The sequence below is a fragment of the Marivirga sp. genome (assembly GCF_051117495.1).
In the GTDB taxonomy this organism is placed as follows: Bacteria; Bacteroidota; Bacteroidia; order Cytophagales; family Cyclobacteriaceae; genus Marivirga.
Map to the genome: position 1 here is coordinate 1 of NZ_JBNPEF010000010.1, position 14,301 is coordinate 14,301.

Annotated in this window: 12 protein-coding genes; 3 read left to right on the forward strand and 9 right to left on the reverse strand. The window is 35.8% G+C overall.

Going from position 1 to position 14,301, the window contains the following annotated elements:
• Positions 1–761: 761 nt before the first annotated feature.
• The 5 genes from ACFE0M_RS06080 to hemA form a co-directional block, all read right to left on the reverse strand.
• Entirely contained in the window at positions 762–1,418 is a 657-nt protein-coding gene (locus ACFE0M_RS06080; RefSeq protein ID WP_434544858.1) for a DsbA family protein, read from the reverse strand.
• A 49-nt stretch (positions 1,419–1,467) separates the two neighbouring features.
• Entirely contained in the window at positions 1,468–2,601 is a 1,134-nt protein-coding gene (locus tag ACFE0M_RS06085) for a M23 family metallopeptidase (protein WP_434544859.1), read from the reverse strand.
• Between the two features lie 84 nt (positions 2,602–2,685).
• Positions 2,686–3,378 carry a porin family protein gene (locus tag ACFE0M_RS06090; protein ID WP_434544860.1) on the reverse strand — a complete coding sequence of 231 codons (693 nt, stop codon included), beginning with the start codon at positions 3,376–3,378 and terminating at the stop codon, positions 2,686–2,688.
• Between the two features lie 27 nt (positions 3,379–3,405).
• Positions 3,406–3,540: a hypothetical protein gene (locus ACFE0M_RS06095; protein WP_434544861.1), complete on the reverse strand. Its 135-nt coding sequence runs from the start codon at positions 3,538–3,540 to the stop codon at positions 3,406–3,408.
• A gap of 68 nt (positions 3,541–3,608) precedes the next feature.
• Positions 3,609–4,877: a glutamyl-tRNA reductase gene (gene hemA, locus ACFE0M_RS06100; protein WP_434544862.1), complete on the reverse strand. Its 1,269-nt coding sequence runs from the start codon at positions 4,875–4,877 to the stop codon at positions 3,609–3,611.
• A 191-nt stretch (positions 4,878–5,068) separates the two neighbouring features.
• Here hemA and ACFE0M_RS06105 point away from each other — a divergent pair, with 191 nt between their 5' ends.
• Positions 5,069–6,022 (forward strand): NAD-dependent epimerase/dehydratase family protein, encoded by a 954-nt coding sequence (locus tag ACFE0M_RS06105; RefSeq protein ID WP_434544863.1) that lies wholly within the window; start codon positions 5,069–5,071, stop codon positions 6,020–6,022.
• Between the two features lie 267 nt (positions 6,023–6,289).
• Here ACFE0M_RS06105 and ACFE0M_RS06110 read toward each other — a convergent pair whose 3' ends face one another.
• Positions 6,290–8,782 (reverse strand): M14 metallopeptidase family protein, encoded by a 2,493-nt coding sequence (locus ACFE0M_RS06110; RefSeq protein WP_434544864.1) that lies wholly within the window; start codon positions 8,780–8,782, stop codon positions 6,290–6,292.
• Between the two features lie 212 nt (positions 8,783–8,994).
• Here ACFE0M_RS06110 and ACFE0M_RS06115 point away from each other — a divergent pair, with 212 nt between their 5' ends.
• A complete protein-coding gene (locus ACFE0M_RS06115) occupies positions 8,995–10,059 on the forward strand; it encodes a VOC family protein (RefSeq protein ID WP_434544865.1) in 1,065 nt (354 codons plus the stop codon).
• Between the two features lie 104 nt (positions 10,060–10,163).
• Here the strand turns inward: ACFE0M_RS06115 and ACFE0M_RS06120 are convergent, their stop codons facing one another.
• From ACFE0M_RS06120 to ettA, 3 genes are all read right to left on the reverse strand, one after another.
• A complete protein-coding gene (locus ACFE0M_RS06120) occupies positions 10,164–10,784 on the reverse strand; it encodes a hypothetical protein (RefSeq protein ID WP_434544866.1) in 621 nt (206 codons plus the stop codon).
• Between the two features lie 10 nt (positions 10,785–10,794).
• The gene (locus ACFE0M_RS06125) at positions 10,795–11,040 is read right to left on the reverse strand and encodes a DUF2188 domain-containing protein (protein WP_434544867.1); all 246 of its coding nucleotides are present in this window, start codon (positions 11,038–11,040) and stop codon (positions 10,795–10,797) included.
• Positions 11,041–11,188: 148 nt separating this feature from the next.
• Entirely contained in the window at positions 11,189–12,874 is a 1,686-nt protein-coding gene (gene ettA / locus ACFE0M_RS06130) for an energy-dependent translational throttle protein EttA (RefSeq protein WP_434544868.1), read from the reverse strand.
• Positions 12,875–12,986: 112 nt separating this feature from the next.
• Between ettA and ACFE0M_RS06135 the strand changes: the two genes are divergently transcribed.
• Positions 12,987–14,267, forward strand: coding sequence for a DUF349 domain-containing protein (locus ACFE0M_RS06135; RefSeq protein WP_434544869.1), 1,281 nt, complete (start codon positions 12,987–12,989; stop codon positions 14,265–14,267).
• The last annotated feature ends 34 nt before the right edge of the window (positions 14,268–14,301 follow it).

A 14,301-nucleotide genomic window follows, 5' to 3' on the forward strand; every position in this document is an offset into this window, starting at 1 on the left:
GCCTGCCGCGGGCTCCTCGAAATTTAAGTAGCGATTTTTACAAAATCACTCCCTAAATTTCCGAGGTCATAAAACTGTTTCGTAAGCTCTATTTTAGAACTTACACAGTTTATGAGATACTCCCCATAATATAGCCGCTCTTTACACCAACTATACCTCGATTCTACTTTTGGGATAGGGCTAGCAAAGCCTCCCTATCGGATTTTCGAATCACCTGACGTTCCGTCCTTCATCATTTTGTGAGACCTCCGTAGCTCTTACGGCTCGTTACCCATGACTACTATGACTTCTGCTGACTTCTTGGCTCATAGAAACCGAATCTATTCCAAGACCTCCCCAGGTAAGGACATATTCCTTCCTCCGATTCCTGCGGCATCTACCTAATAGAGATTGCTGGTTACGGGCTTTGCAAAGATGTGCTTGCTTACCCTCTCTATCTGGCCTCCGTATGCCGTTCCTGTTTGTCAGTACCGGAGTTTGTAGTCCCGCTTTCTTCACTGCATTCCTCACGGAAAACCAGCTTGCGGCTTACTAACAGGCTTCACCAACTTGCCTGCAAGGGACTTGCACCCTCTGGAATAATATGGTATCTTCGATACCAGATGCCCATACTGGGCACACACATTATGTATGAAATCATAGCCACGCAAGGCAAACGCACAGACCAAAGCCACGATTCATACATTAATCGTTGGCGTGCCTTTACAAACACCCTCCCCACTTACAATTGATTCCTATTTGATGTATTTTACATCAAATTATTAATCTGATTTAGAAGGCAATAGCTCCTTGGCTAGTATCTCCTCAATTACTGCCTTCATTTCATTCTCTGGCCGATATCCTCTTGCTATTAAATAGCCTTGATTACCAATACTTAAAACTACAGAGGGGAAACCGCTGATCCCCATCTTTTGACCCATTTGAAATTCTTGATATGTTTTTTCTTTATAGATCGGATCCTCCATTTTGCTTTTGAACACTTCCCATGGCAAATCAAAATTTTCCACTAGGGTTTTATAGTTTTCAATTTCATTGAGGTTAATACCTTTTTCATACAAAGTTGATTGTAAAGCTGAAGCAAACTCAATATTGGATTTATTACTCATTGATTTGTAAACCGTCATGGCTATACAAGGCAATTCAGAATTGAGCATTAAGCTACCTTCATCCAATATTTCCAGATATGGTTTGCCAAATTTCACTCCTGTCATTTGTTCTAAGCGAGGCATAGCTTCCTTAAGATATTCTTTCATCTCACTTAAAGGCTTTACACTATCACCAAGCACCATACCACCACTGATCGCTTCAAAATCGATCTGCACTTTGAATTCTTGCTCTAATTTCTTGATTACCGGACTGAAACCAAAGCACCATCCGCACAATGGATCATAAAAATATAATAATTTTGCTTTTTCCATGTAGCTACATACGCTTGTGGAATAATAGGGTTGGTGATAAATAGGCTATTTATTTAAATTCTCCTGAAAGCTGGTAACCAAAAGAAGAGCCTTGGTCATCTGGGCTTAAGGCCAATAAATACATCTTCGTTTTGGCGGGCACTGTAAATTTATAGGGGAGTTTTTTGGTACTGATCAAATTTTTCAATTGCAATTTTAAAACTCCATTCATTTCCGTGTTCATTCCATTATCGACATATATCAATACATAATCTCCATATTCTTTTGAATCAAATTCAATTTTGTTAGTCAGCTTAGAAGGTTCCATTTTTCCTTCGAATTCTGATTCTTGAAATTCACCCTCTACTTCAAATGCTGGCTTTCCGGGGTGGTATGCATAATAACTTTTAGATTCCAATGGGATAAAAAGCTCATTTTCATAATTCAAAAACTTGATCGGTAAAGTGAAGTTTTGAAATTCCCTGTTCTGGGCTACCATAAAGTGCAGATGAGGACCAGAACTCCAACCTGTATTTCCACTGATCCCAATTAATTGTCCTCTTTTAATTTGATCTCCCTTTTGGACCAAGCTGCCATTTTTAACTAAATGAACATAACTACCTAGAGTTCCATCTTCATGATAAACCTTTATGAAATTACCATAAGGCTCATATTTTGGATCATTCCCTCCAATATCAGAATCTTGCTTTACTTCTATTACTAATCCATCCCTAGCGGCATATACACTGTCGCCAACATCAAGATTGAAATCTATAGCATTGATTCCTTTATGAGTTCCCGATCCGTTATTACCCTGACCAACCCTGACTCTCTTTCCGTGCTTGTAAGGTAATAAATAAGGATAGTTTTCATCTACTTTTAAAGAGGGGTCTCCTATAGTATAGAGGAAATTAAAATCAAAAGATGTTCCTTTTTCCTCTTTAAGCTTCCTCATTTCAAGTACTTTGAAACCAGAGGATTGTGGTGGAATTGTTCGGACAAAACTTTTTTCTCCCGTATTACTAGATAAATTTTCTAACTTTTGAAAATTGATCTTAACCGTATAAGGGACTTTTTCTTTGTTATGGGCAAAAAATACAAATCCTTTTTCTGATTTTTCATAATATACATTAATCGGTTTCTCTTGAGCCAGACCGATACTAATTGAAAATGTAAATAAGATTAATAATAATATATTTCTCATAATGGGGAGTAATTTAAATCTACTATGTACACTCCAAACTCTTTGGTAATGTTTCCTTAAAATAAAAATTTAGAAAAATTAGTCCTACTTTTTACTTAGTGGAAATAGCAAGCTTAATTGAACATTTGGGACTTGATTGGTGGACACAACTGGATTAACTCGGATGAAATGGTTAACTGGAAGAATATTTGCGAAACCAGATTTAAATCCAGCTTCCAATTGAAGGATAAAAGCTGAAAAATTATAGGAGATTCCGGCTCCAACATGTAAGCCAAAATCACCCCTGTTATCATTTTCGACTGAGTAGGAGATTTGAACTTCATCTAATCCCCAATCGTTCTGAATAGTAGTGGAGGCACTTAAAGCCCATGCTACATAAACTCCAGCATCAAGAAAGAATTTAAGCTTCTCTGTTCCGAAAATTTGCCAATGAAAATAAAACGGGAACTCTAAATATTGTATCTCAGTAATAGCAGTATTAGCAATAAAAGTATTAGTGGAATCTGCTATGCCTTGTCCCCAGCCTTTAGTGGAATAATTCAATTCAAATTGAACCCCGATTTTGTCATTCTGCATGTAACGATAAGTGATACCGAAAGTAGGGCTAACAAAGTATTCTGCTCTAAATCTGGCTGAAATAGGCACATTTGTGAAATCGGAAAAGTTTACAGCAGGTATATTCACCCCCCCTTTTGTACCAATAAAAGATTGACTTTTAAGATCTGCGCAATAAATTGAGCATAAAAAAAGTATGAAAATTATAAATCTACTTTTCATACCATTTCAATTTAAAAGTTATCAAAATTAAGATTCTGACTCTTCTTTTTTATCAGTATTTCTTTTATCAATAAATGCAATTGCATTCACTAAACCAACTAAGGTCACTAATATCCAAAAAAATGTGTTGGCTCCTTCTGTTACCGGAATATCGTAAAACATACTTTTTCTCTTTAAAATTTGTGTGACAAAAATAGTGGATAAGGAATTATCCTACAAGCAATAATGATTTACTTTTTTACAGTATCTTTTTCAAGATTGAATAAATCATTCAAAACTCCTATTAAGGTTTCCTCTTCTCCTCTTTTGCAAGCTGCCTTCAACTGTAAAACCGGTAGTTTTAAAATTTTTTGCATCATGCTTTTGGTCACCTTATCAACAATCTTGCAATCTTCACCTTCAATTTCCTTCAAATACCGAGCCAACTCTTCTTGCCTAATTTGCTCCAATGCATTTTTAAGATTATTGATAGTAGGAGAAACCGCCATTTCTTTTGACCAATCATTGAACTCTTCTACGGATTCTTCAATGATTGCTTCCACTTGGGGAATTGCCTTTATTCTTTTTTCTAAAGCTTCATCTGCCTTGCTTTTAACGCTATCAACATTAAAAACTAATGCGGCAGGATTTTCCTCAACCTCATTGCTAACTGAACGGGGAACGGATAAATCAATAAAATATTTAAAACTTAAAATATTGAGCGAATCTACTTTCTCTTTAGTGAAAATGGGTTCAGAAGCTCCAACAGATGAAATCACCACGTCAGCTTCATTAACCCCATCCCATAATTCAGTATAGGGATGAACCCCGAAATTACATTCTGCTGCGAGTTGTACGGCTTTATCTTCTGTTCTATTGGTAATCTTAACAGATAACCTGCTATCGCCTACTAAATTTCTACAAACATCCTCTCCTATTTCCCCAACACCCACAACCAGAACTCTAGGGTTTTTAATATCAGTTGTTAAGGTTTTTACCAGTTCAGTTGCCGCATAAGAAACCGAAGCCGCACCATCTCTAAAAGGAGTTTCTTGTACCACTCTTTTGTTAGTAAAGAAAATGGTGTGCATTAATCGGTGCAAAAATGGGCCTGCCAATTGTAAATCAGCAGATTGCTGATAAGCTCTTTTTACTTGATTTGATATTTGGATATCTCCTACTACTTGGGCTTCAAGCCCCATTGATACTCTAAACAACCTTTGAACCGCATCATTATGATCATTGATGATTTCAAAATAAGGTTTAAATGAACTAAAGTCACTAATGCCCTTTTCAATTCCAATCAATTTTATAATATCCTCAGAGAGCTCTTTCTCGTTGAAATAATAGACTTCTGTTCTGTTGCAAGTGGAAAGCACCAAAACATCAGAGACAGAAGTAAACTCTTTAAAATAGTTCAATAACCTACCAATTGCCGCGTCATTAAGCGAAACTTGCTCCCTTATTTCTATAGGGGCATTCTTAAATGATAAACTTATTGCTTTGAAATTCTCTTTCATAATGATAAACGAATACGCAAAAATAACTTTAAAGTAACAGGAAATAAAATAGATGTAAGTAGTTATGCTTATTTATCATTTTTCTAAATAAGCTAATCCTGAATTCAATCTTTCAACACATAATTCTGTCAATTCATTCCAATTATTTTTTTAGCAAAATAAAATAACGAAATTCGTGCAAAATTTTACCAATGGAAACGAATACGATACTTGTTATAGGAGCAAATGGACAGCTCGGGACTGAACTCACATCCGAGTTAAGAGCAATTTATGGAAGCACGAATGTTATTGCATCTGACATTCGAAACCCACAAAAAGACCCTCTCCCGAATGAGCCTTTTGAGCAATTGGATGTGATGGATGCTGAAAGATTGGCCGCTTTGGTGGATCAATATAAAATTACTGAAATCTATATGTTAGCTGCAATCCTTTCTGCCAAAGGTGAACAAAACCCAATATTTGCATGGGATCTTAATATGCAAAGCCTTTTGAATGTATTGGAGGTAGCCAGGGAAAAGAAACTTTCTAAAATATATTGGCCTAGTTCTATTGCTGTTTTCGGACCCAATTCACCGGTTGATCATACTCCGCAAGATTGTGTGATGGATCCTAATACCGTTTATGGCATTAGCAAATTAGCTGGGGAAAGATGGTGCGCTTATTACCATGAAAAATATGGAGTGGATGTAAGAAGTTTGAGATATCCTGGTTTGATAGGCTATAAATCTCTGCCTGGTGGTGGCACAACAGATTATGCCGTTGACATCTTCCACAAGGCACTAAATGGTGAAGATTTTGAATGTTATTTAAGGGAAGACTCCTACTTACCGATGATGTATATGCCCGATGCCATCAAAGCTACAATCGATTTAATGCAAGCACCAGCCGAAAAAATTACGGTTAGATCGAGCTATAACTTAGGAGCTTTAAGTTTTACTCCAAAAGATATTTATGAAGTAATCAAAAAACAGCATCCTGATTTCAAAATCTCTTATAAAGTAGATTACAGACAAAAAATTGCGGATACTTGGCCTAATAGCATTGATGACAGCCAAGCACAAAAGGATTGGAATTGGAGTCCGAAATATAGTTTGGAAGATATGGTCAATGATATATTGGAAAAACTACCTGAATTTGAATTCTAAAATATATTAACCTGAGTTCGATTTTAAAACCCACTTAAGTGTGTTCAATGCGTCATTTCGGTCCCGATAAATCGGGATTATATTTTCAAAAAAAGAAAATTATCCGAAATCTCAAGGTGGCAATTTGACAGAGATACCGGATAAATTAAGACTTTTTTTAATTTAAGTCTTAATTTTCCGGTATGAGGGTAGTTCTATGAATCGAACTCAGGTTATTAAAAAAAGGTCTGTATTTAAGAAAATGAGAATACAGACCTTTTTAAATGTTTAATCATTCCCTACCATGAATAGTGCATTAGAGAACAGCATTTTGCCCTGATGCCAAAACGCCCTGAATAAGGGGTCATCCTGAAGATAAATAATCTGTCCTCTTCCAAAAGATTCAACACCGAAAACCATACTTTTATGCTGTAGATTTTTGGCTTTATATCCAGCAAAGCCGGCCACATGATCTTCATTGGATTTAATCACCCCGACATTCCATCCATCTGGCAAATATTCATAAGCATTTCCAGATGTCTTCAGGCTAAAGTATTGATTTTCTATACCAAAGGCCAAAGGATGAGAAGTATCTAAATTCACATCATAAATAGCACCGAAAATACTGCTTGACAATCTTTTTCTCTCTGCATTTTCATAGACTGACAAGGCCTCTTCTGCTTTATCATTTTCTTTAGACTTCAATTGACCTTTCTCCAAATCTGCAAATTTGGATATGGCTGAACCCATTACTATCAACTTCCCTCCTGATTTTGCAAACTCATTTAATTTAGTTTTACCTTCTTCTGATAAATTAGAATAACTTCCTGAAGGCATAATCACCTGATTGTAATCCGAAATATTAATCCGATCTAAATTACTGAGACGAAGACTATGGATAGGATAATCCAATGACTGTTCGAAGAAATGCCATATCTCTCCATAAGCCAAGGAAGAAACACCTTCATCCATCAAAACCGCAATTTTTGGAGCTTTTATAAATTGAATCTCCGAAGAACCTATGTCATAAATTTGATCTGCAAAGCCAGAGGAAATTGGGAATACCTCTATTTCAAATTGTTTTGATAATTTTGCTAAAACATCATTTAAATCTTTAATCTCCGCATTATTCGTTTGGGTAATAATCAAACTGCCTTTATTGAATTGAGTATTATCAAATTTTAAATTTTTATAGGCTATTCTTACTTTAATTCCTTTTTTCAGTGCTTCTGCTAAAAATTTAGCTGAATTAAATGAATTCCACTTAACTGCATAAGCATAAGAATCATTGAGGTTTTTGGCATTAAATCTAATCTCTTCCAAAGGCTTAGGATTAATTTTATTTTTTAGCCCGTAAGTTTCCAATCCATAAGCATAAGGAATTGCCCAAGCCGTAATATCATAGGTTAAGGAATCGCTATATTTAGGTTTAGGGTCAAAGAGCGCCTGAATCAAAGTCGATTTTGGTTGGTAAGCACTAATTACAAGATCTCTTTCACTGGAATTGAAACCAGATTCCTTTCTCTTAAAATAGCTATACCCACTTAATTTTTGTTGTTTCCCAAGCTGTCCTACTTCAATTTTCTGATCTTCTAAAAAATCAAGTAAAGCTTTAAGATCATATTTTCTATTTTCATCCCATTTAATAACATAAGATTTAAAACGGTCTGCAGGCTCGTTAACATTTTGTGAGAAATATTTTCTGAACTCACTATTTAATTTACCTGCATTTTTGGAAGCAATCTCGATTGTGCTCATTCCAGTTGTAAAATGGTGTTCTAATCTATCTTTTAAGGTCAAAGTATCTCCCATATTGGTCAAAGCACCTAATCCTGCTCTTCCATTACCAGCCTGTTCGTAGGTCATCCCAATGGCACCATTAAAAGTAGGATAAGTATCACCATAACTAGGGTAAAACAAATCAAAACGCTCTCTGGTAAAGTATAGCCAATTATTTTGATCAAAATATTTAGCATGATTTTGTCCTATTTGGATTTGAAAATCTTTTTGCCAATCTGTAATGACCTCATGAAGTGGTTCCGCAGCAGGGGCAAAATAATACGGACTATTAATGGATTGTTCATGAAAATCGACATGGATATGTGGCATCCATTCATGGTAAACTTTCATTCTTGCTTTGGATTCAGTTTGTGTTTGCCAAGCCCAATCCCTGTTCAAATCAAATAAATAATGATTTGGCCGACCACCTGGCCAAGGCTCATCATGTTCGATTGCTTCCAAATTAGGATTGAACTCTTTTGCCCCATATCTCCTGTAAAAGTTAGCATATCGGTCTCTTCCATCAGGATTCACGCATGGATCCATAATGACTACTGTATTTTTTAGCCATTCCTGGCTTTCCATTCCACCAGAAAGTAACTCATAAGCAGTTTTCATGGATGCCTCAGTAGAAGAAGCTTCATTTCCATGAATATTGTAGCTCAACCAGACTACCGCTTTGTCAGCAACATCACCCAAAGTTCCATTTAAACCTGTTTGAGCAATATTTTTTAACTGAATCTCCTCTAATTTCAGCATATTCTCCTTAGAAGAAATTACCGCATAATAAAGAGGCCGGCCTTCATAGGTCTCTCCATATTTTTTTAGGATCATCTGATCGGAATTTTCAGATAGATATTTAAAATAATCTACCACTTGATGATGAAAAGTGAATTTATCACCCAATTCATATCCCAGTTTTTCAGAAGGATGTAGAAGGTTTTGGGCCAATAGTGAATTAATAAAAATATTAAATAAGATTAAAGTAAATATTTTCTTCATTTGATAATCATTTATGAGACTTGGTGATTTTATTTCGAATTTCAATTTACGTGGATTTTTCTAAAAAACAGGTTTCATTGAGAAGATGAATGGTAATTTTCAAAACTTTTTAACATTGTAATTCTCTATTGTAACCATCAAATTTTATCGTGATTTTTAATCCTTTTCATCTAATTCCATTATTTTAGCCAAAATTTCAAATCAGTATAAATATGAGCGAGAAAATAATTAGTGGAATTCAGCAAATTGGAATTGGGGTATCGGATGTCCAGGCGGCTTTCAAGTGGTACAGGCAAAATTTTGGCATGAGCGTTCCAGTTTTTGAAGAAGCTGCTGAAGCCGCATTGATGTTGCCTTACACTGGTGGAGAGCCAAGAAGCCGGCATGCTATCTTAGCCATCAATATGCAAGGCGGTGGCGGTTTTGAAATTTGGCAATATACTTCCCGCAAACCAGAAGCACCTAAATTTCAACCACAATTGGGCGATTTAGGAATCAACATTGCAAAAATGAAAAGTAAAGATGTGGAAGCCACTTATGAGCTTTTCAACCGTAGAGGTCTTAATGTTTTGGGCGATTTACAAAATGACCCATATGGAAAACCGACTTTCTTTGTTAAAGATCCTTGGGATAATATCTTCCAAATTGTCACTTCTAATTCTTGGTTCCAACAAAGAAAGACTGATTTGCCAGGTGGCCCTAATGGTGCTATTATTGGCGTTACCGATATTGAAAAAGCCCGAACACTTTATTCTGATATTTTGGGATATGACACTGTTATTTATGATGAAGAAGGGGTTTTTGACGATCTGAAAGTAGTCCCAGGAGGCGATAAGAAAGTTAGGAGGGTTCTACTACGTCACAGCCAGCCAAGAGAAGGCGCTTTCAGTCCACTTTTGGGAGCTTCAGAAATCGAATTGGTAGTTGCGGTGAATAGAAAACCTAAAAAGATTTTTGAGGATAGGTTCTGGGGAGATTTAGGTTACATTCATCTGTGTTATGACATCAATGGCATGCAAGCCCTGAAAGAGGAATGTGAAGCCAAAGGATTCCCATTTACAGTTGATTCAGCCAATAGTTTTGATATGGGAGAAGCGGCAGGGCATTTTACCTATGTTGAAGATCCAGATGGCGCTTTGATAGAATTTGTAGAAACCCATAAAGTGCCGATTATGAAAAAAATTGGGTGGTATTTAAATCTGCAAAAAAGAGATCCTAAAAAGCCTCTACTAAAATTTATGCTGAAGGCGATGGGATTAAGTGAGGTGAAAGATTGACGGGTGAAGGGTCATGAATGTAGGGTGATTTGGCTAGTATCGTTTGTCAGACCGGGGATAGGTCGGAGTTAGAAGTTGGGAGATGAATGCAGAGTCTGTCAATCTCATTCGAAATTTTCTCTACCTTCAACCCAATTTATGATATAATATTTGAATTCGTCCCAAGGCATCTCTTCTTTATCTTCTTGGCTTAATTCATCACTCTCCGCAATTTCATAAAAATCACCCATGAATTCATTATAAAGTCTCCAGATTTTATTTGGACTTGGGATTGGGGTTTCTTCAATTCTATAAATCCAATTTCTCACTTGTCTTAAAGCCTTTTCTGGTGAATTATCATGATAACCAATATCATTTCCGGATAAATCAGAAATCGATCTTTTATACCGATACTTTTCCTTATCCAAAATTAGTAATGATTTAGAATTGTGATTATCAGACCCAAATTTTTTACACCCTATATCTAACCCAAGTTCGAATGGCATATTAAATCTAGCTAATTCATTCTTCTTTGAAGACTCCATTCTCGAAAGATCGTGAATACTATATTTTGAGGAACTTAGAAGATTTAGAATATTTTCTATTCTTGAATCTGCTGAATTATAGGTTTCGGAAAGGATTGGGCTGAAATCTAAATATGTAATGCAAAAGAAAATTGAATTTAAAATCGGTTTATATTCTTTATCAAAAGGACAGTTTATAAAAATATTTTTATGAAACGACATTTATTTAAATCTAATGCACTTTTTCAACTGTTCCATCCTTTCTATGCAGAACAATTTTATCACTGATTCCTGAGTCTTTAAGTTTTCTAGCTTCACGCATTGCATTAACTTTTGAGGTATATTCACCCAACACTCTTTCTCCACCTTCCCTGAAAATAACCCAATGTCCTTTTCTAGAAATTACATGAGCTTTTCTACCAGTACTGCCAGCGTGTTTAAACCTATCACCAAGTAGAATTTTTCGTTTACTTTCCATAGCTCTAATTTAAAATAAAAACATAAAACAAAAAACTTAAGTTTCTTTACTCAATACAAATCATTGGTCTCAGAAGGAAAAATACTTGACAGCGCATTGATTAATATAGACCTGTCAGGTTTTGGAAACCTGACAGGTCTTTTTAGTGCTATCGAGTCAATTTCTTATACTTTATTCTCTTAGGAATAGCATCATCTCCAAGTCTTTTCTTGCGGTTTTCTTCATAATCAGAGAAGTTGCCTTCAAACCAATATACCTGAGAATCGCCTTCAAAGGCCAGAATATGTGTACAGATTCTATCTAAAAACCATCTATCGTGGCTAATGATTACCGCACAGCCTGCAAAATTTTCTAAGCCTTCTTCCAAAGCTCGAAGCGTATTCACATCCAAATCATTAGTAGGCTCATCGAGCAATAATAAGTTAGCCTCTTGTTTGATGGACATAGCCAAATGCACTCTATTTCTTTCTCCACCGGACAAAACACCTACTTTCTTTTCCTGATCACCTCCCGCAAAATTAAACTTGCTCACATAAGCTCTCGAGTTAATTTTATTGTTGCCTAATTGAATCCATTCATTACCCTCTGATATATTTTCCCAAACGGATTTATTGGGATCCAGATTATCATGCGCTTGATCTACATAGGAAATTTTTACCGTTTCCCCTACTTCAAAATTACCAGCATCAGGTTCTTCCTGACCCGTTATCAATTTAAATAAAGTGGTTTTACCTGCTCCGTTTGGTCCAATAATTCCTACAATACCACCTTGAGGCAAAGAAAAATTTAAATTTTCATAAAGTAATTTATCACCATAAGCTTTTGCTACGCCATTGGCTTCAATCACCTTGCTTCCCAAACGTGGGCCGGGCGGAATAAAGAGTTCCAGTTTTTGTTCCTTTTCCTTACCCTCCTCATCTAGCATTTTTTCATAAGAACTTAAACGAGCCTTTGATTTGGCTTGGCGGGCCTTTGGTGCCATTCTTACCCATTCCAACTCTCTTTGCAATGTTTTTTGACGTTTAGACTCCGTTTTCTCCTCCTGTGCCAAACGTTTTTGTTTTTGATCTAACCAGCTAGAATAATTTCCTTTCCACGGAATTCCTTCGCCTCGATCCAATTCTAATATCCAACCTGCTACATTATCAAGGAAATAACGATCGTGGGTAACGGCTATCACAGTTCCTTTATATTGTTGCAAGTGATGCTCTAACCAATGTACAGACTCAGCATCCAAGTGGTTGGTAGGCTCATCCAAAAGCAAAACATCAGGCTCTTGTAATAATAACCTACACAATGCAATCCTTCTTTTTTCACCTCCTGAAAGATTCTTAACAGGAGCATCAGCCGGTGGAGTTCTTAAAGCATCCATTGCTTGTTCCAGCCTGCTATCCAATTCCCAAGCATTCGCATGATCAAGCTTTTCCTGCACTTTTGCTTGTTGCTCAATCAAGTCATTCATTTTATCTGGATTGTCCAAAACCTCCGGATCAGCAAATTTTTCATTAATCTCCTCAAATTCCTTTAAAAGATTGACGGTTTCAGCCACTCCTTCTTCCACTACCTCTTTTACTGTTTTATTAGGATCTAACTCAGGCTCTTGTTCCAACATACCTACCGAGTATTCTTTGGAAGCCACCACTTCTCCTTGATAGTCTTTATCAATTCCGGCAATAATTTTCAATAAAGAAGATTTACCTGATCCATTAAGACCTAAAACACCAATTTTAGCTCCATAGTAAAAAGAAAGGTAAATATCCTTTAACACTGTTTTTTTGGGAGGATAAATTTTGGATACCCCCGCCATTGAAAAAATTATCTTTTCGTCACTCATATCTGTTTTTTTGCTAATATTTTTCTTTTATCTTCAATAGAAATTCAAATTACGTGATATCATCAGTAATAACACAAGAGCCGTATGGCTTTATTGCAAATTAAATTTAATTTTGCATCAAAATTTACAAAAACCAAATTATAACATTTTGACTGATTTACAGCAAGAATTGGCTTTCATTGAAGGCGGAAAAGTGATTTTAAAGGAACAAGAAGGATTTCCGCAGAGAGAAATTGGAGAAGTAAAAGAGGATGAGGCGACTGCATTGCAGTTTTTTCAAGACCGATTTGAGCATCTCAAAGAAAAGGTGGACAAGGTTCAGCATCAAATTGAAACGGAGGACAATAAAGGTTCCTTTTTAATGAAGGTGCTCAATTTAAAGGAATCACTCGCCACTTATGATGGTATTGGTGACTTTACTACCCTAAAGGAGCGTTTGGAAATGCTGGAAAAGATGTTAGAAGATTATATCAGCCAAAATAGAAGACGTAATTTGGATGTTAAGATCACCTTAATTGAGGAAGCTAAAAGCTATGCCAGCAATCCGGACTGGAGGGAAGCAACTGAAAAATTAAAAGAACTCCGTCAAAGATGGATTAGAGTAGGAGCCGTTGAAGAAGATAAAAAAGAGGAAATAGAAAATTCTTTCCAAGCCGTTTATGATGAGTTTTATGAAAAGAAAAAAGCTTTTCATGAAGCCAAAAAAGAAATGATGGCCACAAGGGAAAAGCAATATGAAGCCTTGATTGAAAAAGCCAAGAAGCTACAAGAAAATAAGGCTGATGATTTGGCTGAAAAAAGCAATGCATTAGTGCAGGAGTGGAAGGAGTTGGAAAATATTCCGAAAGAAAAATATGCCGCTCTATTAAAAGAATTTAAAAAATTCACTTCCACAAGTAGAAGGTCTGGAAAGGAAAAGCCCCATAAATCCAATGGAAAAGAAGGCAGTGACGAAGAAAAGCTTGCATTGATAAAAGAATTGAAAGAAGCGCAAAAATTAAATCCTAGCGAAGCTGTTGAAAAAGCCAAATCCATCCAACAAAAATGGAAGAATTCAGGCAAAACATTTAATAAGTCATTGAATGAAGAATATTTCACTTTAAATGATTATATTTTTGAAAAGAGCTTTTTAGAAAATTTATTTGAAAGAAAAGCTAAAAAAGGAACGGAAGGCAAAGAGGCAGTCAAATTAAAAATGAATATATTGAGAGATTTGATATCAAGGGATCAAAGAGAGCTCAATGTATTTGAAGAAAATTTAGAAAAATTTAACTTAGGCACTCAAAAATTGGATAAAATGGTAGGCTTTAAACATGAAAAACAAAAAAGAAAGCTTGCCGTAAAGCAACAAATCATGGAAGAACTCCGTGATTTGAACAAAAACTTAAAATAATTTGAACTTTGCGTAAATTATTTTAGTATGGATG

Bases quoted from the DNA above. Each gene is read 5' to 3' on its own strand.
- ACFE0M_RS06080 (WP_434544858.1), bottom strand. From the start codon at position 1,418: ATGGAAAAAGCAAAATTATTATATTTTTATGATCCATTGTGCGGATGG.
- ACFE0M_RS06085 (WP_434544859.1), bottom strand. From the start codon at position 2,601: ATGAGAAATATATTATTATTAATCTTATTTACATTTTCAATTAGTATC.
- ACFE0M_RS06090 (WP_434544860.1), bottom strand. From the start codon at position 3,378: ATGAAAAGTAGATTTATAATTTTCATACTTTTTTTATGCTCAATTTAT.
- ACFE0M_RS06095 (WP_434544861.1), bottom strand. From the start codon at position 3,540: ATGTTTTACGATATTCCGGTAACAGAAGGAGCCAACACATTTTTTTGG.
- hemA (WP_434544862.1), bottom strand. From the start codon at position 4,877: ATGAAAGAGAATTTCAAAGCAATAAGTTTATCATTTAAGAATGCCCCT.
- ACFE0M_RS06105 (WP_434544863.1), top strand. From the start codon at position 5,069: ATGGAAACGAATACGATACTTGTTATAGGAGCAAATGGACAGCTCGGG.
- ACFE0M_RS06110 (WP_434544864.1), bottom strand. From the start codon at position 8,782: ATGAAGAAAATATTTACTTTAATCTTATTTAATATTTTTATTAATTCA.
- ACFE0M_RS06115 (WP_434544865.1), top strand. From the start codon at position 8,995: ATGAGCGAGAAAATAATTAGTGGAATTCAGCAAATTGGAATTGGGGTA.
- ACFE0M_RS06120 (WP_434544866.1), bottom strand. From the start codon at position 10,784: ATGTCGTTTCATAAAAATATTTTTATAAACTGTCCTTTTGATAAAGAA.
- ACFE0M_RS06125 (WP_434544867.1), bottom strand. From the start codon at position 11,040: ATGGAAAGTAAACGAAAAATTCTACTTGGTGATAGGTTTAAACACGCT.
- ettA (WP_434544868.1), bottom strand. From the start codon at position 12,874: ATGAGTGACGAAAAGATAATTTTTTCAATGGCGGGGGTATCCAAAATT.